The following is a 19,849-nucleotide window of genomic DNA, read 5'->3' on the forward strand; positions in this document are numbered from 1 at the left end:
CCATGTTCAAGAAAATCGCCCTGCTGCTGGGTCTGATGACCAGCATGCTCTTTTCCCTGTCTGCCCAGGCCGCAGTCGATGCCACCGACCCCAACGCGCTGGTGGACCAGGCTGCCAAGCAGACCTTTGCCCGCCTGAAAGCCGATCAGGCCCAAGTGAAGAGCAATCCGGATCACCTGCGGGTGATCATCCGCGAAGAGCTGCTGCCCTATGTGGACAACCGCTTCGCCGCCTACAAGGTGCTTGGCAACCAGATTAAAGAGACCACCGAAGCGCAGCGCAATGCCTTCGTCGAGGTGTTCACCGAGTACATGGTGAGCTCCTACGCCGATGCGCTGGCCCATTTTGACAAGCAGACCGTCAAGGTCGAGCCGGGCAAAGCCCCCAGCGGCAATATCACCGCCGTCAACGTCAGCGTGAAAGAGGCCGGCAAGCCGGACATCTTCCTCGAGTTCAAGCTGCGCAAGAACAACAAGACCGGCGAGTGGAAAGCCTTCGACATGGTGGCAGAGGGGATCAGCCTGCTCTCCGCCAAGCAGAGCGAGCTGGGCGGTTTGATCCGCCAGAACGGCATCGATGCGGTGATCGCCCAGTTGCGCGAGCACAACGCCAAGCCGCTGGTACTCAAACCATGACCCTCAGCGGTGAGCTGCAGGCGCCACAGGTCAATGACCTGTGGCAACGCCGCGCTGAATGGTGGCAGGACGACCAGCTTGAGCTCGGCGGCGTCACCACCCTCGACTCTGCCGGACTGGCCCTGCTGGTCAAATGGGCCAAAGCCGTATTAGCGCGAGGCGCCACACCGCAACTGGTGGGCGCCTCCAGTGATTTCTATACCCTGGCCAACCTCTACGGGGTGGCCGGGCTGTTTCAGTCAACCCCGCTCACAACTGAGGACGCATAATGCAAGTCTCTGAAATTGAAGCGATACTCCTTGAGGCTCTGCCATTGTCCGAAGTCCATGTCAAAGGGGACGGTAGTCACTACCAAGTGATCGCCGTCGGTGACATGTTTGACGGCATGAGCCGGGTCAAGAAGCAGCAAGCCATCTATGCCCCGCTGATGGACAAGATCGCCAGCAACGCCATTCACGCCCTCTCCATCAAGGCGTTCACCGACGCCGAGTGGAAACGCGAACGTAAATTCCTATTGCCCTCCTGATTTGGTAACGAAGTAAAAATGGACAAATTCAAAATCGATGGTCGTTGTACTCTCAACGGCGAAGTGACCATCTCCGGCGCCAAAAACGCCGCACTGCCGATCCTGTTCGCGACCCTGCTCTGTGATGAAGAGGTACACCTCTCCAACGTGCCGCGCCTGAAAGATGTGGGCACCACCATCAAGCTGCTGGAGATGCTGGGCGCGACCACCAAGGTCAACGGCAACGTCACCGTGCTGACCGGTGCGGTGAACAACCATGTCGCTCCCTACGAGCTGGTGAAGACCATGCGCGCCTCCATTCTGGCGCTGGGCCCGCTGGCTGCCCGTTTCGGCGCCGCTGATGTCTCCCTGCCCGGCGGCTGCGCCATCGGTGCCCGTCCGGTCAACCTGCACGTCCACGGCCTGGAGTTGATGGGTGCCAAGATCACCATCGAAGATGGTTACATCAAGGCCCGTGTCGATGGCCGCCTGAAAGGCGCCCACATCCTTATGGATATGGTCTCCGTGACCGGTACCGAAAACCTGATGATGGCTGCGGCCCTGGCTGATGGCCGCACCGTGATCGAAAACGCCGCGCGCGAGCCGGAAGTAGTCGATCTGGCCAACTTCCTCAATACTCTGGGCGCCAAGATCCAGGGCGCGGGCACCGATACTCTGACCATCGACGGTGTCGAGCGTCTGCACGGCGGCAACTACAGCGTGCAGCCTGACCGCATCGAAACCGGTACCTTCCTGGTGGGTGCAGCGGTCACCGGCGGCAAGATCACCTGCCGCAAGACCGACCCGACCCTGCTGGAAGCGGTACTGGTCAAGCTGGAAGAAGCTGGCGCCCTGATTGAGAAGGGTGAAGACTGGATCACCCTCGACATGACTGGCCGCACCCTCAAGCCGGTCACCATCAAGACTGCCCCTTATCCGGCCTTCCCGACCGACATGCAGGCCCAGTTCACCGTGCTGAACGCCGTCGCCAAAGGCACCGGCATGGTCACCGAGACCATCTTCGAGAACCGCTTCATGCACGTTCCCGAGCTGGTACGGATGGGCGCAGACATCGAACTGCAGGGCAACGTAGCCATCTGCCGTGACACCGAGCAGCTCAAGGGTGCCCAGGTGATGGCGACCGATCTGCGCGCCTCCGCCAGTCTGGTGCTGGCCGGCTTCGTGGCCGAAGGCTCCACCATCGTCGACCGTATCTATCACATCGACCGTGGCTACGAAGACATCGAGCAGAAGCTTCAGGGTCTGGGTGGCCGCATCGAGCGTATCAAGGGCTGATAGCCCACTGATCGCCAGCCGATAAAAAGGCCCCCTCGCGTTGGCGAGAGGGCCTTTTTCATGGCTTCGGTTCTGTTGAAACCGGGATCAGTGACCCGCCAGCTTCATATTCTCTACCAGCACCGAGCCGGTCTTGAGACTGGAGCGCTCATCCTCGTCACGACCCACCGCCACGATATGGCTGAACATCTCGGCCAGATTGCCGGCGATGGTGATCTCCTCGACCGGATAGGCTATCTCGCCATTCTCGACCCAGAAACCGGCAGCACCGCGGGAGTAGTCACCATTGACGATATTGACCCCCTGCCCCATCAGCTCGGTCACCAGCAGACCGGTGCCCATCTCTTGCAGCATGCCTTGAAAATCCTGGCCGGTATTGGAGACCTGCCAGTTGTGGATGCCACCGGCGTGACCCGTAGTGGTCAGCCCCAGCTTGCGCGCAGAGTAGGAGGTAAGCAGCCAGCTCATCAGCTCGCCGTTACGGATGATATCCATGTCGCGGGTACGCACCCCTTCGCCATCGAACGGGGTACTGGCGAGCCCGCCCAGCAGGTGGGGGAACTCCTGAATGGTGAGCCACTCGGGCAGGATCTGCTTGCCCAATTTGTCGAGCAGGAAGCTCGACTTGCGATAGAGGTTGCCACCGCTGATGGCCATCACCAGATGGCCCCACAGACCGGAGGCTGTGTCAGGGTGGAACAGCACAGGGGCATGACGGGTAGAGATCTTGCGGGCGCCGAGGCGGGAGACGGTACGCTCAACGGCTTCGTCGGCAATGCGCTGCGGGCTCCAGAGCCCGTCGAGGGTACGGCTGGAGGAGTAGCCGTAATCACGCTGCATATCGCCATCCTGCTCGCCGATCAGCACGCAGCTCAGTGAGTTGCGCGACGCCGCGTAGCCTTTGACGAAGCCGTGGCTGTTGCCATAGACCTTGATGCCGAGATGGCTGGAGAAACCGGCACCGTCGGAGTGCTTGATGCGGGCATCGCGACCCAGAGCGAGTCGTTCGCACTCGATGGCCAGTTCGATGCCGCGCTGGGGATCCAGTTCGATTTGGTGACACAGTTGCAGATCGGGGGCATCCCAGGCCAGCAGCTCGGCGTCCGCCAGACCGGCGCAATCATCGGCCGAGGTGTGGCGAGCAATCTCGATGGCCGCTTCAACGGCGGCACGAATGGCGGGTTTGCTCAGATCGGTGGTCGAGGAGGATCCCTTGCAACCATCGCGATAGACGGCGATACCGAGGGCGCCATCCTTATTGAATTCAATGCTTTCCAGTTCACAACCCCGGGTGTTCACCGACAACCCGGTCTGCTTGCTGATGGAGACTTCGGCCAGCGAGGCGCCCAGTCCTTTGGCTATCTCCAGGGCTTCGGCAACCACGGCCTCGAGATGGGCTTGATCCTGGCGGATTTGGTCTTGCTGATCCATAACTCACATCTGTATGAAAGAAGGAAAGGGGGGTAAGCATATCAGACCCCTGCGCCCAGCGGGAGAAGCTGGTAACATATCCGCCAAACGTGAATGACAGGAATCAAGAGACCGATGAGTCAATATCAAGACGACAACGAGTTCGAAGACTGGGGCCCCAGCAAGAGCCAGCTCAAGCGCGATGCCGAAGCATTGCAGAAAATGGGGGAAGAGATCGTCTCCCTCAGCCACAGCGAACTGGAAAAAATCCCGTTGGATGAAGAGCTTGCAGAAGCTGTCGAGCTGGGTCGCAAACTCAAGCCGAAGAAGGATGAGTCCTTCCGTCGCCATCTGCAGTTCATCGGCCGCCTGATGCGCAGCCGCGATATCGAGCCGATTGCCGAAGCGCTCTCTATCATCAAGAACCGTCACTCCACCGTGAATGCCCGCCTGCATCGCCTGGAGCAGTGGCGCGAGCGCCTGATCACCGAAGGTGACAGCGCCCTCAACGAGCTGATGTCCCAGTTCCACGAGCTGGATCGCCAGAAGCTGCGCCAGCTGATCCGCTCCGCCAACAAGGAGCGGGAGCTGAACAAGCCGCCTGTCGCCTACCGCGAGATGTACCAGTATCTGCGCGGCGAGATCGAAGACCTGCTGTGATCCCCGAAACACGCCTCCCCTTGCGGAGGCGTGCTTCTATTGATGCCTTTTCCTCTCCACATCCCTGTGCGTTTAATATATCCACCATTTTTCTACCCCAGCCATAACGGCCCATCTCAACAACCCCGTTAAATCGGCGCTTCAGAGCAGACCAAAACAGACACGTTAACAATTTGGTATCATTTTGTTTGACATATTGAACGGCCTTGGCAGACTGAAGAGAGGATCCAGGCTATCGCTGCCCAGGCTGACCAACGATTCTGCCACCCGGCCCGACGCGGGATCCCATGACCATGCCTTGAGGCATGCCCTTGCCCTGACGGTTTGCAAGGGCCTGCCCAAGGCGAAGGATGAGACTTCAACGCCAAGGATAATCAAGGTGCCCTATGCCAAATCCCCAGCCTCCCGCCACCCGTAAACCTGTCGTGCTGATGACCATGGGCGCCCAGCCCCGCAACGGCCACGCCTATCAGGTGATGACCCACAAATACATCATGCCGCTGGTGGAGATAAGCGGCTGCGTCCCGCTGCTGGTACCCACCTGCTGCGGCACCGCCGATCTGGAGCAGTATCTGGATCTCGCCGATGGGGTCTATCTGAGCGGCGCCGGCTCCAACATCGATCCAGCCCTCTACGGCCAAGAGAACCTCACGCCGGAGAAACAGCAGGACAGGGATCGCGATCTGTTCGATCTGCCCCTCATCAAGGGGGCGCTCGCCCGTGGCTTGCCGCTCCTCGGGATCTGCCGCGGAATGCAGGAGATCAACGTGGCGCTGGGGGGAGACATCCATCAGAAGGTCTACAGCGAGCCGGGTTATGACGATCACCGGGAGGATGCCGACGATCCGGTCGACGAGCAGTATGGGCCGAGCCATCAGATCAAACTGCTGCCCGGCAGCTGGTTTGCCGAACTGATGGGGGAAGAACAGATTCCGGTCAACTCCCTGCATGGGCAGGGCATCAACCGGTTGGGGAAGGGTCTGGAGCCGTTGGCCCACGCCGAAGATGGGCTGATAGAGGCACTTCATGCTCCCGCACTGTCACCCTTTTTGCTGGCAGTGCAGTGGCATCCGGAGTGGAAGGCCAATGAAAACCCCCACTCCATCAAGATCTTTCAAGCCTTTGGCGATGCCTGCCGCCAACGCTGTACATTGATGGCAGCGAGTTAATCCCTCATCGATTCAGTCGCCAAACCCGCGCGCCTTGAGCTTGGGCAGTCCACCGCGCTCGGGGCGCAAGGTGCGGCAGATATCCATCCCCTTGAGCCCGCGCTGGATATGGTCAGGCGAATGACCAAACACCATGCCGTTGCTGCGGTAGAGGTTGTTGTCATCCAGCTCGAACTTCTCGCCGCCGATCAGCAACTGCTCGCGGCCATTGACCGTATCACCCCGCTTGATGGGAACCTTCATGTCGCTCAGCACCTCGCCGGTGGCACACCCCTCGCGCCAGCGCGCCTCGCTGGAGAAGGGGGTAATGGCTATTTCACGCCAGGAGCCATCCCGGAATTCGACCCGATACTTCTCGGCCAGCAGGTCGCAGCCAACCAATGGCAACAGGGCCATCAAACAGATGATTTTCTTTGAAAATTTCACTCAATAGCACTCCTTTGCCCGGTTCTGCACAGGATAAATAAATTGCCGCCCCAACGCACCATTTCCCCGCGCCGCAGCAGCTATGCTGGAAATAAAACCACAATAAGGTGCTGCTATGGCTGGCGAAAACCTCACCGCGCTACCGACGCTGATCTGGATTGGCGAACACCCGTTCTGGACCCTGCTCACCCTCTCCCTGATGCTGATCCACTTCTGGCGCCGTCCGGGACAGCGACGGGAGCTGCTCTCCGAGCTCAGTTTCGTGATGATAAGCGCGGTGGTGATCCTGCTGATCCAGCTGGAAGGGGGCTGGTTCAAACTGCCGCTGCCCCATCAATTGCTGATCGAGATCTCCACCCTGCTGGCCGGCCTGATACTGGTCAAGATATGGGGGATCCTGCTGTTCGAGTTTCTGCTCCCCCTCTGCCATGTGCGGATCCCGCGGATCATCGCCGATATCGTCATCACCATCGGCTATATCGGCTGGGGTCTGTTTCGCCTCTACGCCTCCGGCATGGCGCTCGGGGAGATAGTCACCACCTCGGCGGTGATCACCGCGGTCATCGCCTTCGCCATGCAGGACACCCTTGGCAACCTGCTGGCCGGGGTCTCCATTCAGCTCGACAACTCCATCGCCATCGGTGACTGGCTGCAAGTCGACGCCACCCAGGGCCGGGTGGTGGAGATCAACTGGCGTGCCACCACCATCGAAACCCGCAACTGGGAGACAGTCGTCATCCCCAACAGCCACCTGCTCAAACAGCGCTTCACCGTGCTCGGGCGCCGCCGTGGCGAACCCTTGCAGTGGCGGCGCTGGGTCTGGTTCGATCTGACCCTGGATACCCTGCCGACCCAGATCATCGCGCTGATCGAGAAATCCCTGCGGGAGACCAAGCTCCCCTGTGTCGCCAAGCATCCGCAACCGGACTGCCTGCTGATGAATGTCGAGGGGGGCATCGCCCGCTATGCGGTGCGCTACTGGCTCACTGACCTGGCTCGCGACGATCCGACCGACTCCATGGTGCGCAGCCTGATCGATGCAGCCCTGCGCCGCAACGATCGCCGCCTCACCCCGCCGATCTTCAACGTCTTTATGGCCAAGGAGAAGCAGCATCTGGATGCTCGCCACAAGCGCCACACCGCCGAACGAACCGATACCCTGCGCAAGCTGCCGCTGTTTGCCATGTTGCAGGAGAACGAGCTGCTCCAGCTGGCCGATCAGGTGAAGTTCGCCCCCTTCGTCAGCGGCGACATCATGCTGGAGCAGGGGGATGTCTCCAGCTGGCTGTTCGTGCTGGTCAAAGGGGAGGCCGAGATGGTGGTCAATGTCGAAGGGCGAGAGCTGAAACTCGGTACGCTCAACGCGGGAGACTTTTTTGGCGAACTGAGCCTGCTCACCGGCGAGCCCAGCTCCTTCACGGTGCGGGCGGTGGCCACCGTCGAAACCTATCGCATCAATCAGGCAATGTTTCAGGAGTTGGTGATGCAGCGCGAGTCGCTGGTCGAGCCCCTCTACCGGGTGCTGAGCGACCGCCAGCAGGAGCAGCGGGCGCTGCTGGAGCGGGAGGCGGAAGCCATGAAACAGCCACCACAACAGCTTGATCTCCTTGATAAACTGATGAAGTTGTTCGGTGGAAGATGACGTAGCATGGCACGATATTGAGGACGTGAAGAGAGAACCGCAGCCATGTTACTGACAACCCTGGCCCTTGCCGCCAGCCTGCAATTTGATTGTCCCGCCACCATCGAGACTCGCCAGCAGCTGCTGACCCCGCAGCAGGGCTGGCAGGCGTTCACCCGCAATGACGATGGCAAACCGGACGAAACCCTCAGTCACCGGCTCGATAATCTGGCCCTGTTCGACGGAGATCCTGCCGAACTGGCCCAACTCAAACCGGATAATGGCGACAGCGACGAGATCCATTACTGGAGCCAGCTCGATAGCAGCCTGCGCCCGCTCTATCTGGTCTGCCGCTATCAGAACAGCGCCATCACCCTGCAGCAGGCGCTGCCCGTCGGCATCAGTTACTGCCGCGTCAACCAGCGCGATCGCTACACCCTGCTCGGGCTGGTTTGTCGCAAATAGCCGGCGTAACCCCTTGCCATATATTGCTATTCGCTGACAGCCATTACCGCCTGAGCCGGGCCACCCGCCAGCGCCATCAGAGCAGCAGCTCGGCCAGCTCCTCCAGTGCCGTCAGCTCCACGTCCGGCAACAGTTGCAGCTGTTGCCACGGTTGTTGCCGCTCGTTGAGCCAGGCGGCGCGAAAGCCGTGCAAGCAGGCACCCAGCACATCGGTCTCGGGATGATCCCCCACATGGAGGATCCGCTCCGCTGGCAACTTGAGGGCGCTGCGGGTCTGCTCAAACATATCCGGTGCCGGTTTCATCCTGGCGCCCGCCCCCGCCTTGCAGACCAGCGTGAAGTAGCGATCCAGCCCTGCCTGAACCAGATCCAGATTGCCGTTGGTGATCACCACCAGCGGATAGCGTTCGGCCAGTCTGGCCAACAGCTGATGAGTGGACTCGCTCACCTCGATCTTCGAGCGTTCTGCCAGAAACGCGGCAAAGACCTGCTCCGCCTCACGACTGGCCTGCTGGTCGGCCATCCCCCCCTCGACCATGGCGGCGCGGATGGTCTGCTGGCGCGCCAGGCTGACATCGTGGCGCAGCTCGGGCCAGGCCAGCAACACGGCGCGTTTTAGCTCCAGCCAACGCGGCTTGTCGAGCATGGCGGTGGCCAGATATTCGCTGCGCAGATGGCTCAGCATCCACTGCTCGGCGCGCACGATGGCGGGGCCGTTGTCATAGAGGGTGTCATCGAGGTCAAACGAGATGGCAGCAACCGGCTGCCAGCGGCGATAGAAGTGCATGGACTCTCCTCTGCAACGGGGTTCAGGGCCCGTTATTCATCGTCCTGCGCATCCGGGCCACGCTTGGCCCTGGGGTGGGCGCTGTCGTAAACCTTGGCCAGATGCTGGAAGTCGAGGTGGGTATAGATCTGGGTGGTAGAGAGGTCTGCATGTCCCAGCAGCTCCTGCACCGCCCGCAGATCGCCGGAGGACTCCAGCATATGGGTGGCGAAGCTGTGGCGCAGCTTGTGGGGGTGGACATGGGCGTTGAGCGCCTGCTTGTTGCCCCAGCCATCGAGACGGGCCTGCACCGAGCGGGCCGACAGCCGCTGCTTGCGGCTGGAGACAAACAGCGCCTCGCTCTCGTCCCCGGCCAGCAGCGGGCGCACCTTGAGCCACTTCTGCAGCCACTCGACCGCCATCCGGCCGATAGGCAGCACCCGCTCCCGCGAGCCCTTGCCAGTCACCTTGAGCTGACGGTCGTCGAGCTTCAGATCCACCAGATTGATCCCCACCAGCTCAGCCAGACGCAGCCCTGAAGAGTACATCAGCTCCATGATGGCGCGATCCCGCACCGCCAGCGGATCCTGCTCGTCGGTGATGTTGAGCAGCTGGTGCATCTCGTCCACATCGAGGTTTTTCGGCAGCGGCCGCCCCTGTTTGGGGGTGACGATGCCACGGGCCGGATTGGCGGTCAGCCGCCCCTGCCGCACCTGCCAGTCGCAAAAGCTGCGCAGGGCCGAGACCTTGGAGGAAAGGGAACGAGGAGCAAGGCCCGCCTTGTGCATCCGGGTCAGCAGAGTGCGCACCTGACTCGCCTCGAGCCGAGCCCAGTCAGTGAGCCCGAGGGCCACCAGCTCGGCGGTCATCGCCTCCAGATGGGCTTGATAGTTATTGCGGGTATGAGGGCTGAGCTGGCGCTCGACCCTCAGGTATTCGATAAAGGCCGCCAGTTCGTCCGCCAGTGCCGCAGGCAGTGGCGGTGCGACGACGGGAGTTTTGGCGGGCGCCCTGGCCGGTGTTCTAGCCATGAGTCAACTCGGGCAGACGCAGTTGCAGCAGGCGCCCCAGTTGGCCCAGCAGCAGGGTATCGTTGTGGGGAGTAAAGTGGCTGGGATCCGAGCTGGCGAAGGCCAGCACACCGAGATCGCCGAGCCGCATCAGGGCCACCGAGTTGACCAGCACATCGTGGCCAAACAGCGCCTGCTTCTCGCTCTGGCTCAGGCGGCCAAAGTAGTAATCCTGCCCCGGCAGACGCTGACCCAGCAGGGATTCGAGCTGCTTGCCCTGTGCCAGAAAGCGCTGCTCGGGCCCGCTCAGAGCAAACTTCTTGGGGTTGAGCCAGAGTCGCAGCCCGGTCAGGCGCAGCCGCTGGACAAAGGCCTTGCCCATCACGGCACTCACTTCGAACAGGGTCTGGCAACCGTACAGCTCGCCGTAGAGATCGGCATAGACCCGGAAGATCCGTTCGTTCTCGCTGGCGATCCCCATCAATTCGGTGATCTCCTGCTCCAGCTGTTCGATCCGCTCGCGCTGACGCTCCAGCTGGCGCTCGACCAGCGAGACCGACCCTTTGCGTTCATGGGGAATGCGGATCCGGTCCAGCACGGCGGCATGGCGTTGGAAAAACTCGGGATAACGGGCCAGGTACTCCAGCACAGTGGCTTCATCCACCGATTGCTCCTGCCGTTTGAGTTCGCTCATAAATTGGTTGATCCATCAGAGAAATGGGGCTCGCTGCCCCGACATCATGGGCAAAGGGGGCCAACGCCCCCCGTACCTGAACCTTTATCGGCTAAACCTCTATCTGGCCGTCAAACACATGCTCGGCGGGACCTGTCATATAGACCGGCTGGCCCGGCCCCTTCCAGGCGATGGTCAGCTTGCCGCCCGGCAGACTGACGGTGACCCGCTCCTTGAGCTTGCCCTGACTGATGCCAATCACCGCCGCCGCACAGGCACCGGTGCCGCAGGCCAGGGTCTCGCCACAGCCCCGCTCGAATACACGCAGTTTGATCTCGGTAGCATTGACCATCTCCATGAAGCCGACGTTGACCCGTTCGGGAAAACGCTCATGGCGCTCCATGATGGCACCGAGCGTCTCGACCGGCGCATCGGCGACCGAAGGCACCTCGATGACGCAGTGGGGATTGCCCATGGAGACCACGCCACACATCACGGTATGCTCCTGCGCCCGCAGCAGATAGGTTTTCTCTGCCTTCTGGGCCCGGAACGGGATCTTGCCCGGCTCAAACTGGGGAACCCCCATGTTGACCGTGACCTGATTCTCCCCCTCCAGCTGCAATACGATGCGACCCCGGGCGGTACTGACCGCGATGCGATCCCGGTTTATCAGCCCCTTGAGACGCACGAAACGGGCAAAACAGCGGGCACCGTTGCCACACTGCTCCACCTCGCTGCCATCGGCATTGAAAATGCGATAGTGAAAGTCGAGTTCAGGGTCATAGGGCGGCTCCACCAGCAGCAGCTGGTCAAAGCCGATACCGAAGTGGCGATCTGCCAGCTTCTTGATGACGTCATTGCTGAAAAATACCTTCTGGGTGACGCCATCCACCACCATGAAGTCGTTGCCCAAGCCATGCATCTTGGAAAAATCTATCAACATCGTGCATTCCTGTGCTGTTAGGGCTGTAAATACTCGCCATCAACCACTATGAAGTCATTGGCCACAGCCCCATGCATCCTGGAACAATCTGTCCACATCGCGCACTCCTGTGCTGTCAGGGCTGTAAAATTCTGTCGTCTCTATCTACGGCATCAGGGCAGCAGGTGCTCACCACGCCAGAGATCGGCCAACTGCTCACGCTCACGGATCAGGTGTGCTTCGGCACCATCCACCAACACTTCGGCTGCGCGCGGACGGGTGTTGTAGTTGGATGACATGGTAAAGCCGTAGGCTCCGGCCGAACGCACCGCCAGCAGGGAACCCTCGGCAATCGCCAGGGTGCGCTCCTTGCCGAGGAAGTCGCCGGTCTCGCACACCGGGCCCACCACGTCATAGATCGCGGGAGCATGGCCGGCACGGCTATCCACCTCGATGATGTTCATCCAGGCGCCGTAGAGCGAAGGGCGCAGCATGTCGTTCATGCCGGCATCGATCAGCGCGAAGTTGCGGGTCTCGCCCGGCTTCAGGTACTCGACCCGGGTCAGCAGCACGCCGGCATTGGCGACGATGGCACGGCCCGGCTCGAACAGCAGGGTCAGATCCCGGCCCGCCAGCTTCTGCTTCAGCGCTTCGGCATACTCGGTCGGATGGGGTGGCTGCTCGGAACCATAGTTGACCCCCAGACCGCCGCCCACATCCAGATGGTGGATATGAATCCCTTCCGCCGCCAGACCGTCGATCAACCGAAGCAACTTGTCAGCCGCTTCCATAAAGGGATTCAATTCAGTGAGTTGCGAGCCGATATGGCAATCCACCCCGACGATCTCGATATTCGCCATCGCGGCCGCCTTGCGATAGATGGCTGGCGCCAGCTCGATGGGAATGCCGAACTTGTTCTGCTTGAGGCCAGTGGAGATATAGGGGTGAGTACCGGCATCGATATCCGGATTGACCCGCACCGAGACGCGAGCCTTCTTGCCCATGCTGCCCGCCACCCGATTGAGGCGCTCCAGCTCGGCTTCCGACTCCAGATTGAAGCAGAGGATCTCTTTATCCAGCGCAAGGCGCATCTCCGCTTCACTCTTGGCCACGCCGGAGAAGACCACCTTGGCCGGATCACCGCCCGCCGCCAGTACCCGCGACAGCTCGCCACCGGAGACGATGTCAAACCCCGAGCCCAGTCGGGCCAGCAGGTTGAGCAGCGCCAGGTTGGAGTTGGCCTTCACCGCATAGCAGATCAGATGGGGAATATCGCCAGCGGCCTTGTCGAAGGCGTGCCAGTGGCGCTCGAGGGTCGCACGGGAGTAGACGTAAAGCGGGGTACCGTACTGCTCGGCAAGCTGTTGCAGCGAGGTTTGCTCGGCCTGAAGCTGGCCGGCGGCGTCGTAGTTAAAGTGATCCAAGGGGGCGGTTCCTTCCTAGAATGGGTGCGGCATTAGTGCGGCGCGGCCTCGGTGGCAGCCTCAGTGGTCGCAGGCGGTGCTGCTTGCGGTGTACTCTGGCTCTGTGGCTGCTCGGGGGGCGGCATATAGAGCGGCCCCTTCAGACCGCACGCGGCCAACCCGAGGGACAGAAGAGTGGCAAGCAGACACTTGGTGAACTGAGTGATCATAATGGTTCGCTGCGAAAAAATTTTTGGCCCTCTATAATCGCACTCACATTGTTAAAAGCAACAGGATAAACCGATGAAGGATCACGAGTATCACGCCCTGACCGACGCCTTTTTCCAATATGTGGAAGACACGCTCGACGAGGGGTATCCGGATATCGACTGCGAACGCAACGGCGGCGTATTGACCCTCTCTTTCGAGAACAAGACCAAGGTCATCATCAACAAGCAGGAGCCACTGCACCAGATTTGGGTCGCCACCCGCGAGAACGGCTTCCACTTCGAACTGCAGGGTGACACCTGGATCGACAACCGCTTCGGCCACGAGCTCAAGGCGCTACTGAGCCAATCCTGCACCGCCCAGGCGGGCGAAGAGGTGGTGTTCCCATGATCGACCTGCACCCGCAGGGCGCCCGTCACGCAGTGATCTGGCTGCACGGGCTGGGTGATTCCGGCGCCGGTCTTGCCCCGCTGGTGGACGCGCTGGACCTGCCCGCCGAGCTACCGGTGCGTCACCTGCTGCCGGATGCCCCCGAGCGCCCCATCACCATCAACATGGGCTACAAGATGCGCGGCTGGTACGACATCAAAAGCTTCGAGGATCCCGCCGAGCGGGCCGTGGAGTCCCATGTCCGTGAATCGGCCGACCAGATCAGCGCCCTGCTGGATCAGCTGGTGGCCGACGGGTTTGCCCCCGAGCATATCGTGCTGGCAGGTTTCTCTCAGGGCGGGGTGATTGCCTCCTTCACCGCGCTGCGCTATCAGGCAACGCTGGCGGGCCTGCTCTGCATGTCCACCTATCTGGCCGCCCCCGACAAGCTGCTCGGCGAGATGAGCGAGTCCGCCCGCACCCTGCCCATCTGTTACATGCACGGCATCTACGACGATGTGGTGAGCCTGTCGCTCGGTTGGGATGCCAAGAACCGGCTGGAAAGCGCCGGACTAGTCCCCGAGTGGCACGAGTACCCGATGCGTCACGAGATCTGCCGTCCGCAGCTCGGCGACATTCGCAGCTGGCTGCTGGCTCGCCTCGGCGCCTGAGCCTCTCCAGTAAAGCAAACGGCCTGCATCTGCAGGCCGTTTTTTATGGCGATTCCAACTGACGGGTCAGCCCACTTCTCGAGCGGGCGGCACCTGTTCGCGCAGAGTGCCCTGACTGCGATAGGGGATCACATCCAGCTCGCCATTCACTTGTACTATCTCGTAGTACTGCGGCAGGTTGAAGTTGATGAACTGCCCATCATCGCTGAACCGCTCGTGATTGGAGGTGTAGAAGCGGTTGACCCCCGCCACCAGCTCATCCTTGTTTCCGGCAAAGTGCTGGTAGATCTCCACCCGGTTCGCCTCATCGAGGATATAGATGTTGGTGCCCGCATCCCGGGTATCGAAGAAAAACTGCACCAAGCCTTCGCTGGCGTAGGCATCGACGATGCTCGGCAGATGCTGGCTGTGGGTCTTGTCGAGCCGCAGCGGCAGGTGATCCAGCTTGTTGTGGGAGATGTGACGGTAAAAATCGATGGCGTTTTCCAGCTTCTTCACCGACACCCCGCGCCGCTCGAAGAAGATGCCGTACTTCTCGCGGCCAAGGGCCATGGTCTTGACCAACTGCTGCTTGTCGCGGGCAAGGCGCAGATCGATACACTCCGCCACCAGCGTCTGGAAACGGGAGCGCACCAGAGAACGGAAGTGCTGGCTGTAGCAGAACACCTCGATCATCTCGGGGGCGGCGGCATCCTGATGCATCTTGCCGAGGATGGTGGTGAGGGCATCGACCACCGCCTCGTCCCCCTGAAAATGCAGGGTGCGGATCTCGCTCCAGGAGTTGCGATAGACCAGATCCACCGAACCGACCAGACACTCCTGATTGCGGCCGAACGAGAAGACATCCACGGTGTTGGCGTCAAACTCGATCACCTGACCGACCCAGTGGCTGGTCGGGTCCATCTCCAGATTGAGGAAGATCGAGAGCTGACGGATCTCGCACGGCCGACTGAGGGCAAGGTTGGTGGCCAGCGGGTACTTCTCGGGGAAACAGCCGGAGAGATCGCGGCAGAACTGGTGCAGATTGTCGATGTGCAGATCCGAACCCTGATTGAACAGGTGCACCCGCGACTGGGGCGTCAACAGATCGTTGAAGTAGGCCCAGGAGACCAGCTTGCTGATGTAACCGTTGAACTCCAGCGGCGCGCGGCCAATGATGTCCACCGGCTCCAGCGAATGTTTGTAGAGATACCAGCCGGCGCGATTTAGGCGACCGTGCGGCACCTGCACGAAGCTGAGGTCCGGCTCGCTGAGATCCGGCGCAATCTTGAGGTTGATGCGCTGCACCTTGCCCGGCAGGCTCTCGAACGCGGCGTAGAGTTTGCGCGACAGAATGCCGATATCTTCCGGGTTGATCGACTCGCTGATGTTGTTGCGGCGGGCGAACTGGATCAGGTTGCGGTAGCTCTGCATCAGGGCTTCCAGCAGCTCGGCGTGAGCGATCTTCACCTCTTCGATCTTCCACTCGTGGCGATGATCGAGTTGATAGAGTTTGTCCTGACTCCAGCCCCAGTAGGAGACCAGCTGGCTCATCTGCTCGCGGCGCCACTCGGGGGAGTGATCATCCTTGGGATGACTGAGACCGTCGCACACCTTGAGGTAGAAGCAGCGGCGTACCAGATCGAGCCGCGCCATGTCGCCGATGGACTTGAGGTAGTTGGTCACCTTGTCCAGCATCAGACAGTAGTTGTCGAGCCGGTAGTGCATCCCCTCGTTGTGCTGGAACCAGTCGCGACCAATCATCGACAGCAGGCGGGTATTGGGATACTCGTGCGAGTAGGCTTCCATCAGCACCGACTTGAGCACCGCCTTGTAGGGGGAGTCGATCCCCTTGTAGAGCTGCCACAGGGCGGAGCCGAAATACTCTTCGGCCGGAATACGGTCAAAACTGCCTAGATCGAGCCAGTCGTCCTGCTTGAGCTTGCCGCTCTCGAACAGCTCGTTCACATACTCATCGTAGTGATCATCACACTCGGTGGGCACCAGATACCAGATCAAGCGTTTGCCTGCGATACGCATGGCACTGCGGTAGAACTCGTCGAGCAACAGCAGGTGCTGGGCACTGCCGCAGCTCTCCCCCTGCATCTGGGCATCGTTGGTCTGGCGGAACTTGTCTTCCGGGATCAGGAAGAAGTTGAGATCGACCCCGCGCTGTTCGGCCCACTTGGAGAGTTGTTGGCATTTCAGCTCCAGCAGATCGAGCCGCTCCTGCGACAAACCGGCCACGTGGCAGACCCAGATATCAAGATCGGAGTGACAGCACTGGCCGATGGAGGAGGTGCTGCCCATGGAGTAGAGCCCCTGAATGGCTCGATCATGGGTGGCAAGACCACTCTGGCAGTTGGCGTTGCGGCAGAGGTCATCGATAAAGGCTTGCTGCTCGGCGGTGGCGCTGAAGCTCCAGATACCATGAGGAACATCACCGGATACATAACCGGGCAGCAGGGGATGATTGAAGTGCAGCATGACAGGCAGCAGTTGGAATACCTGCTGCCCATAGCGACTCATGAGGCCTAACGCCCGTTGCGTCTTGAGACGGGTAATGTCGTCATAACGCGCAACCAGCGTATCGATGTGTTCCTGCAATGCCCTGCCTATCACCTAAGTGAAAATGACGCACCAAAAGGGGGATACGTCAAAAAAGTGTGATCATGTTAACAATGCAAACAGCGGTGGTAAACAAGCCTTCAGCTAAACACCAGATTATTTCTGGTATGACCACATCAAGTATCAGGGGAAATCATTAAATCCCAATACATTCAATGAATTAATCAACACCCCTTGCTTAATGAAAATCATTTTCAGCATGCATTTTTGAGCTTGGCCCCGCTTTTGCCGGCTCCGCCATGAAAGCCCGGGCAAAGGGTGGTAATATCGATTTCCTTCTAAAAATGAAACAACTGATTGATATGGCAGCCCGAACCCTGAAAATTGCCACTCGCAAGAGCCCGCTGGCCCTGTGGCAGGCCAACTTTGTCAAAGACCAGCTCGAAGCCCTGCACCCGCAGTTGCAGGTCGAACTGGTGCCCATGAGCACTCAGGGTGACAAGATCCTCGATACCCCGCTGGCCAAAGTAGGCGGCAAGGGATTGTTCGTCAAGGAGCTGGAGACCGCCATGCTGGAAGGACGGGCCGATATCGCCGTTCACTCCATGAAAGATGTGCCGGTGGAGTTCCCCGAGGGACTTGGTCTGCACACCATCTGCGAGCGGGAAGATCCCCGCGATGCCTTCGTCTCCAATCGTTTCAAGGCCATTGCCGAACTGCCACAAGGGGCCGTGGTCGGCACCTCCAGCCTGCGCCGCCAGTGCCAGCTGCGCGCCGCCCGCCCGGATCTGGTGATCCGCGACCTGCGTGGCAACGTCAACACTCGCCTCGCCAAGCTGGATGCCGGTGAGTACGACGCCATCATCCTCGCCGCCGCCGGTCTGAAACGATTGGAGATGGCGCACCGCATCACCGCCTTTATCGAGCCGGAGCAGAGCCTGCCGGCCAACGGTCAGGGCGCCGTCGGCATCGAATGCCGCCTCGACGATGTTGAACTGCACGCCCTGCTGGCGCCGCTGGAACACACCGAGACCCGCGCCCGGGTGCTGACCGAACGCGCCATGAACCGCGCTCTGCAAGGGGGATGTCAGGTGCCTATCGGAGCCTACGCACTGGTCGAAGGCGAGCAGATATGGCTGCGCGGTCTGGTGGGTAGCCCGGATGGCACCTGCGTCATCCGCGACGAGATCCGCGGTCCGCTGGCCGATGGTGAGGCCCTCGGCGAGCAGCTGGCCCAGCGCCTGCTGGCCGCTGGTGCCGACGAGATCCTGGCCGAGGTCTACCGCGCATGACCCCGCTGGTGGTGCGTCCGGCCATTCAGGCCGCCGAGCTGGTGCAGTTGCTGCGCCAGCACGGCCATGCACCACTCTGCTGCCCGCTGCTGGAAACCGTGGCGGGCAGTGAACTCCCTCTCCTGCCCGACCTGCTGCGCAGTGCCGACGTGGTTATCGCCGTCAGCATCCATGCCGTTCATTTTGCACACGATTTTCTGTTGCAAACTGGTCAGACCTGGCCACATATTGAGTACTTTGCGGTGGGTCAGGCCAGCGCCGATGCGTTTGCCGCCATCGGCATCACGGCAAGTTGCCCGGATGACCCGCGCAGCGAAGGGCTGCTGGCCCTGCCCGCTCTGCAGCAGGTAGCAGGCAAACGGGTACTGATCCTGCGCGGCAATGGCGGGCGGGATCTCATCGCCAGCACACTGGCCTCACGCGGTGCTCTGGTGCACTATTGTGCGGCCTATGAGCGCCACTACCCCGAGCTAGACGGGGACACATTAACCCGCCACTGGCAGGCAGCGGGGCTGGACAGCCTGCTCATTACCAGTGGTGAACTGTTGCAACGGCTGCTGGAGCTGGTTCCCGACCACCAGCGGCCCTGGCTTTTTGACCGCCTGCTGGTGGTCCCCAGCCCGCGCGTGGCCGAGATGGCCCACTCCGCGGGCTTTATCCATATCACGATTGCCCAAGGTGCATCCAACCAGGCCCTGACGGCCGCACTGGAACTGAGGAAGATGGAATGACAGAACAACAAGAATCCCAGGTCAAACCCCAGCCGACCGCTGCGGTCAATGGCAGCAAGAGCCGCTCCGGTGCCGTACTGGGAGGGGTTGCCATCCTGCTGGCCCTTGGCCTGACCGGCGGTCTCTATCTGCACGGTCACAAGAATGCCGTTGCCCAGCAGGCCGAACTGGCCCAGCTCAAGCAACAGCTGGCGAGCGCCCTGAGCAAGATCGACCAGACCAGCAGCAAGGATGCCGAGCAGCTGGCCGCGCTGGATCAAACCCAGCAGCGGCTGCAAGGGGAGATGCAGGGTCTGCAGAACCGGGTACTGGATCTGAATGACAAGCGCCCCAACGACTGGATGCTGGCCGAATCCGAATATCTGGTACGGATGGCGGGCCGCAAACTGTGGCTGGAACATGACCTTGTCTCCGCCATCACATTGCTCGGCAACGCTGACGAGCGCATCGCCGCCCTCAACGACCCCAGCTTGATGCCGATCCGCAAGGCACTGGCCGAGGATATCGCCAAGCTCAAGGGGATGCCGCGCATCGACCGCGAGGGGCTGACCCTCAAGCTGGCTGCCCTGTCCGACCAGATCGAGCTGCTGCCTCTCTCCACCGTCAGCATGCCGGAAGCCAAGGCCGAGCCGGATCAGGCGGTCAGCACCAATCCCGACGAGTGGGAGAGCAACCTGAAGAAAAACTGGGTCAAGTTCACCGAGAACTTCGTCACCATCCGTCGCCGCGATGGCGCGGTCGAGGCGCTGCTCTCCCCGCAGCAGGAGATCTTCCTGCGTGAAAACCTCAAGACCAAGCTGTTGCAGGCCCAGCTCTCCGTCTATCGCGAGCAGCAGGCGCTCTACGAAGACAGCCTGGACAAGGCCCAACGCTGGCTGACCCAGTATTTCGACACCGACAACAGCGCCACCCGCTACATGCAGGGCGAGATCGACAAGCTCAAGGGTGAGCAGATCCAGATCGACTATCCGGCCCAGTTCAAGACCCAGGCCATGCTGGAGCAGGTGCTGACCGAACGCCTGCAACGCATTCTGGCCAGCAGCTGAGGAG

22 protein-coding genes are annotated in these 19,849 nt (G+C 60.9%); 13 read left to right on the top strand and 9 right to left on the bottom strand.

Annotated elements, in window-relative coordinates; all coding sequences use genetic code 11:
* The first annotated feature begins 2 nt into the window (after positions 1-2).
* Genes AB5Y83_RS06420 through murA form a run of 4 tightly spaced genes read left to right on the top strand, consistent with a single transcriptional unit; the run spans position 3 to position 2,436 of the window.
* Positions 3-635, top strand: a complete 633-nt coding sequence (locus AB5Y83_RS06420; RefSeq protein ID WP_005336350.1) for a phospholipid-binding protein MlaC — start codon at positions 3-5, stop codon at positions 633-635.
* Positions 632-904, top strand: a complete 273-nt coding sequence (locus AB5Y83_RS06425) for a lipid asymmetry maintenance protein MlaB (RefSeq protein ID WP_005336352.1) — start codon at positions 632-634, stop codon at positions 902-904. The genes AB5Y83_RS06420 and AB5Y83_RS06425 overlap by 4 nt, the downstream gene beginning before the upstream one ends.
* On the top strand, positions 904-1,161 hold the full coding sequence (gene ibaG / locus AB5Y83_RS06430; protein WP_005306001.1) for a BolA family iron metabolism protein IbaG: 258 nt from the start codon (positions 904-906) through the stop codon (positions 1,159-1,161). Before AB5Y83_RS06425 ends, ibaG begins: the two co-directional genes overlap by 1 nt.
* Before the next feature lie 18 nt (positions 1,162-1,179).
* Positions 1,180-2,436 (top strand): UDP-N-acetylglucosamine 1-carboxyvinyltransferase, encoded by a 1,257-nt coding sequence (gene murA, locus AB5Y83_RS06435; RefSeq protein ID WP_368174862.1) that lies wholly within the window; start codon positions 1,180-1,182, stop codon positions 2,434-2,436.
* Between the two features lie 87 nt (positions 2,437-2,523).
* Here the strand turns inward: murA and pmbA are convergent, their stop codons facing one another.
* Positions 2,524-3,867 carry a metalloprotease PmbA gene (gene pmbA, locus AB5Y83_RS06440; protein ID WP_204420127.1) on the bottom strand — a complete coding sequence of 448 codons (1,344 nt, stop codon included), beginning with the start codon at positions 3,865-3,867 and terminating at the stop codon, positions 2,524-2,526.
* Between the two features lie 114 nt (positions 3,868-3,981).
* Here pmbA and yjgA point away from each other — a divergent pair, with 114 nt between their 5' ends.
* On the top strand, positions 3,982-4,506 hold the full coding sequence (gene yjgA, locus AB5Y83_RS06445; protein WP_005336359.1) for a ribosome biogenesis factor YjgA: 525 nt from the start codon (positions 3,982-3,984) through the stop codon (positions 4,504-4,506).
* Between the two features lie 386 nt (positions 4,507-4,892).
* Positions 4,893-5,675 carry a gamma-glutamyl-gamma-aminobutyrate hydrolase family protein gene (locus tag AB5Y83_RS06450; RefSeq protein WP_368174863.1) on the top strand — a complete coding sequence of 261 codons (783 nt, stop codon included), beginning with the start codon at positions 4,893-4,895 and terminating at the stop codon, positions 5,673-5,675.
* 12 nt (positions 5,676-5,687) lie between these two features.
* On the opposite strand, the gene AB5Y83_RS06455 is transcribed toward AB5Y83_RS06450, so the two are convergent.
* Positions 5,688-6,071 carry a hypothetical protein gene (locus AB5Y83_RS06455; RefSeq protein WP_041236100.1) on the bottom strand — a complete coding sequence of 128 codons (384 nt, stop codon included), beginning with the start codon at positions 6,069-6,071 and terminating at the stop codon, positions 5,688-5,690.
* 145 nt (positions 6,072-6,216) lie between these two features.
* On the opposite strand from AB5Y83_RS06455, the gene AB5Y83_RS06460 reads away from it, so the two are divergent.
* Entirely contained in the window at positions 6,217-7,743 is a 1,527-nt protein-coding gene (locus AB5Y83_RS06460) for a cyclic nucleotide-binding domain-containing protein (RefSeq protein WP_182963124.1), read from the top strand.
* Positions 7,744-7,788: 45 nt separating this feature from the next.
* On the top strand, positions 7,789-8,187 hold the full coding sequence (locus AB5Y83_RS06465; protein WP_005336367.1) for an STY0301 family protein: 399 nt from the start codon (positions 7,789-7,791) through the stop codon (positions 8,185-8,187).
* Between the two features lie 76 nt (positions 8,188-8,263).
* On the opposite strand, the gene AB5Y83_RS06470 is transcribed toward AB5Y83_RS06465, so the two are convergent.
* From AB5Y83_RS06470 to AB5Y83_RS06495, 6 genes are all read right to left on the bottom strand, one after another.
* Positions 8,264-8,974 (bottom strand): HAD-IA family hydrolase, encoded by a 711-nt coding sequence (locus AB5Y83_RS06470; RefSeq protein WP_368174864.1) that lies wholly within the window; start codon positions 8,972-8,974, stop codon positions 8,264-8,266.
* Positions 8,975-9,006: 32 nt separating this feature from the next.
* Complete coding sequence (gene xerC / locus AB5Y83_RS06475) at positions 9,007-9,984, bottom strand: tyrosine recombinase XerC (RefSeq protein ID WP_368174865.1); 978 nt, start codon at positions 9,982-9,984, stop codon at positions 9,007-9,009.
* Positions 9,977-10,657, bottom strand: a complete 681-nt coding sequence (locus AB5Y83_RS06480) for a DUF484 family protein (protein ID WP_058053479.1) — start codon at positions 10,655-10,657, stop codon at positions 9,977-9,979. The genes xerC and AB5Y83_RS06480 overlap by 8 nt, the downstream gene beginning before the upstream one ends.
* Positions 10,658-10,748: 91 nt before the next feature.
* Complete coding sequence (dapF, locus tag AB5Y83_RS06485; RefSeq protein WP_005336371.1) at positions 10,749-11,579, bottom strand: diaminopimelate epimerase; 831 nt, start codon at positions 11,577-11,579, stop codon at positions 10,749-10,751.
* A 152-nt stretch (positions 11,580-11,731) separates the two neighbouring features.
* The gene (gene lysA / locus AB5Y83_RS06490) at positions 11,732-12,982 is read right to left on the bottom strand and encodes a diaminopimelate decarboxylase (protein WP_123172212.1); all 1,251 of its coding nucleotides are present in this window, start codon (positions 12,980-12,982) and stop codon (positions 11,732-11,734) included.
* A gap of 32 nt (positions 12,983-13,014) precedes the next feature.
* The gene (locus AB5Y83_RS06495) at positions 13,015-13,191 is read right to left on the bottom strand and encodes a lipoprotein (RefSeq protein ID WP_019444858.1); all 177 of its coding nucleotides are present in this window, start codon (positions 13,189-13,191) and stop codon (positions 13,015-13,017) included.
* 73 nt (positions 13,192-13,264) lie between these two features.
* Here AB5Y83_RS06495 and cyaY point away from each other — a divergent pair, with 73 nt between their 5' ends.
* Positions 13,265-13,579 carry an iron donor protein CyaY gene (cyaY, locus tag AB5Y83_RS06500; protein ID WP_069554181.1) on the top strand — a complete coding sequence of 105 codons (315 nt, stop codon included), beginning with the start codon at positions 13,265-13,267 and terminating at the stop codon, positions 13,577-13,579.
* Positions 13,576-14,229 (top strand): alpha/beta hydrolase, encoded by a 654-nt coding sequence (locus AB5Y83_RS06505; RefSeq protein WP_368174866.1) that lies wholly within the window; start codon positions 13,576-13,578, stop codon positions 14,227-14,229. The genes cyaY and AB5Y83_RS06505 overlap by 4 nt, the downstream gene beginning before the upstream one ends.
* Before the next feature lie 66 nt (positions 14,230-14,295).
* On the opposite strand, the gene AB5Y83_RS06510 is transcribed toward AB5Y83_RS06505, so the two are convergent.
* On the bottom strand, positions 14,296-16,815 hold the full coding sequence (locus AB5Y83_RS06510) for a class I adenylate cyclase (RefSeq protein WP_021231823.1): 2,520 nt from the start codon (positions 16,813-16,815) through the stop codon (positions 14,296-14,298).
* Positions 16,816-17,138: 323 nt separating this feature from the next.
* Between AB5Y83_RS06510 and hemC the strand changes: the two genes are divergently transcribed.
* Genes hemC through AB5Y83_RS06525 form a run of 3 tightly spaced genes read left to right on the top strand, consistent with a single transcriptional unit; the run spans position 17,139 to position 19,845 of the window.
* A complete protein-coding gene (gene hemC, locus AB5Y83_RS06515) occupies positions 17,139-18,068 on the top strand; it encodes a hydroxymethylbilane synthase (RefSeq protein WP_368174899.1) in 930 nt (309 codons plus the stop codon).
* Positions 18,065-18,799, top strand: a complete 735-nt coding sequence (locus AB5Y83_RS06520; RefSeq protein ID WP_368174867.1) for a uroporphyrinogen-III synthase — start codon at positions 18,065-18,067, stop codon at positions 18,797-18,799. The genes hemC and AB5Y83_RS06520 overlap by 4 nt, the downstream gene beginning before the upstream one ends.
* Positions 18,796-19,845: a uroporphyrinogen-III C-methyltransferase gene (locus AB5Y83_RS06525; RefSeq protein ID WP_005336380.1), complete on the top strand. Its 1,050-nt coding sequence runs from the start codon at positions 18,796-18,798 to the stop codon at positions 19,843-19,845. The genes AB5Y83_RS06520 and AB5Y83_RS06525 overlap by 4 nt, the downstream gene beginning before the upstream one ends.
* Positions 19,846-19,849: the final 4 nt, after the last annotated feature.

It is taken from the genome of Aeromonas sp. R5-4 (assembly GCF_040908215.1).
Taxonomy (GTDB): domain Bacteria; phylum Pseudomonadota; class Gammaproteobacteria; order Enterobacterales; family Aeromonadaceae; genus Aeromonas; species Aeromonas veronii.

Bases quoted from the DNA above. Each gene is read 5' to 3' on its own strand.
- AB5Y83_RS06525 (WP_005336380.1), top strand. From the start codon at position 18,796: ATGACAGAACAACAAGAATCCCAGGTCAAACCCCAGCCGACCGCTGCG.
- AB5Y83_RS06480 (WP_058053479.1), bottom strand. From the start codon at position 10,657: ATGAGCGAACTCAAACGGCAGGAGCAATCGGTGGATGAAGCCACTGTG.
- hemC (WP_368174899.1), top strand. From the start codon at position 17,139: ATGGCAGCCCGAACCCTGAAAATTGCCACTCGCAAGAGCCCGCTGGCC.
- AB5Y83_RS06520 (WP_368174867.1), top strand. From the start codon at position 18,065: ATGACCCCGCTGGTGGTGCGTCCGGCCATTCAGGCCGCCGAGCTGGTG.
- ibaG (WP_005306001.1), top strand. From the start codon at position 904: ATGCAAGTCTCTGAAATTGAAGCGATACTCCTTGAGGCTCTGCCATTG.
- AB5Y83_RS06470 (WP_368174864.1), bottom strand. From the start codon at position 8,974: ATGCACTTCTATCGCCGCTGGCAGCCGGTTGCTGCCATCTCGTTTGAC.
- cyaY (WP_069554181.1), top strand. From the start codon at position 13,265: ATGAAGGATCACGAGTATCACGCCCTGACCGACGCCTTTTTCCAATAT.
- AB5Y83_RS06455 (WP_041236100.1), bottom strand. From the start codon at position 6,071: ATGGCCCTGTTGCCATTGGTTGGCTGCGACCTGCTGGCCGAGAAGTAT.
- AB5Y83_RS06495 (WP_019444858.1), bottom strand. From the start codon at position 13,191: ATGATCACTCAGTTCACCAAGTGTCTGCTTGCCACTCTTCTGTCCCTC.
- murA (WP_368174862.1), top strand. From the start codon at position 1,180: ATGGACAAATTCAAAATCGATGGTCGTTGTACTCTCAACGGCGAAGTG.
- dapF (WP_005336371.1), bottom strand. From the start codon at position 11,579: ATGTTGATAGATTTTTCCAAGATGCATGGCTTGGGCAACGACTTCATG.
- AB5Y83_RS06425 (WP_005336352.1), top strand. From the start codon at position 632: ATGACCCTCAGCGGTGAGCTGCAGGCGCCACAGGTCAATGACCTGTGG.
- AB5Y83_RS06505 (WP_368174866.1), top strand. From the start codon at position 13,576: ATGATCGACCTGCACCCGCAGGGCGCCCGTCACGCAGTGATCTGGCTG.
- AB5Y83_RS06460 (WP_182963124.1), top strand. From the start codon at position 6,217: ATGGCTGGCGAAAACCTCACCGCGCTACCGACGCTGATCTGGATTGGC.
- AB5Y83_RS06465 (WP_005336367.1), top strand. From the start codon at position 7,789: ATGTTACTGACAACCCTGGCCCTTGCCGCCAGCCTGCAATTTGATTGT.
- pmbA (WP_204420127.1), bottom strand. From the start codon at position 3,867: ATGGATCAGCAAGACCAAATCCGCCAGGATCAAGCCCATCTCGAGGCC.
- AB5Y83_RS06420 (WP_005336350.1), top strand. From the start codon at position 3: ATGTTCAAGAAAATCGCCCTGCTGCTGGGTCTGATGACCAGCATGCTC.
- xerC (WP_368174865.1), bottom strand. From the start codon at position 9,984: ATGGCTAGAACACCGGCCAGGGCGCCCGCCAAAACTCCCGTCGTCGCA.
- AB5Y83_RS06450 (WP_368174863.1), top strand. From the start codon at position 4,893: ATGCCAAATCCCCAGCCTCCCGCCACCCGTAAACCTGTCGTGCTGATG.
- yjgA (WP_005336359.1), top strand. From the start codon at position 3,982: ATGAGTCAATATCAAGACGACAACGAGTTCGAAGACTGGGGCCCCAGC.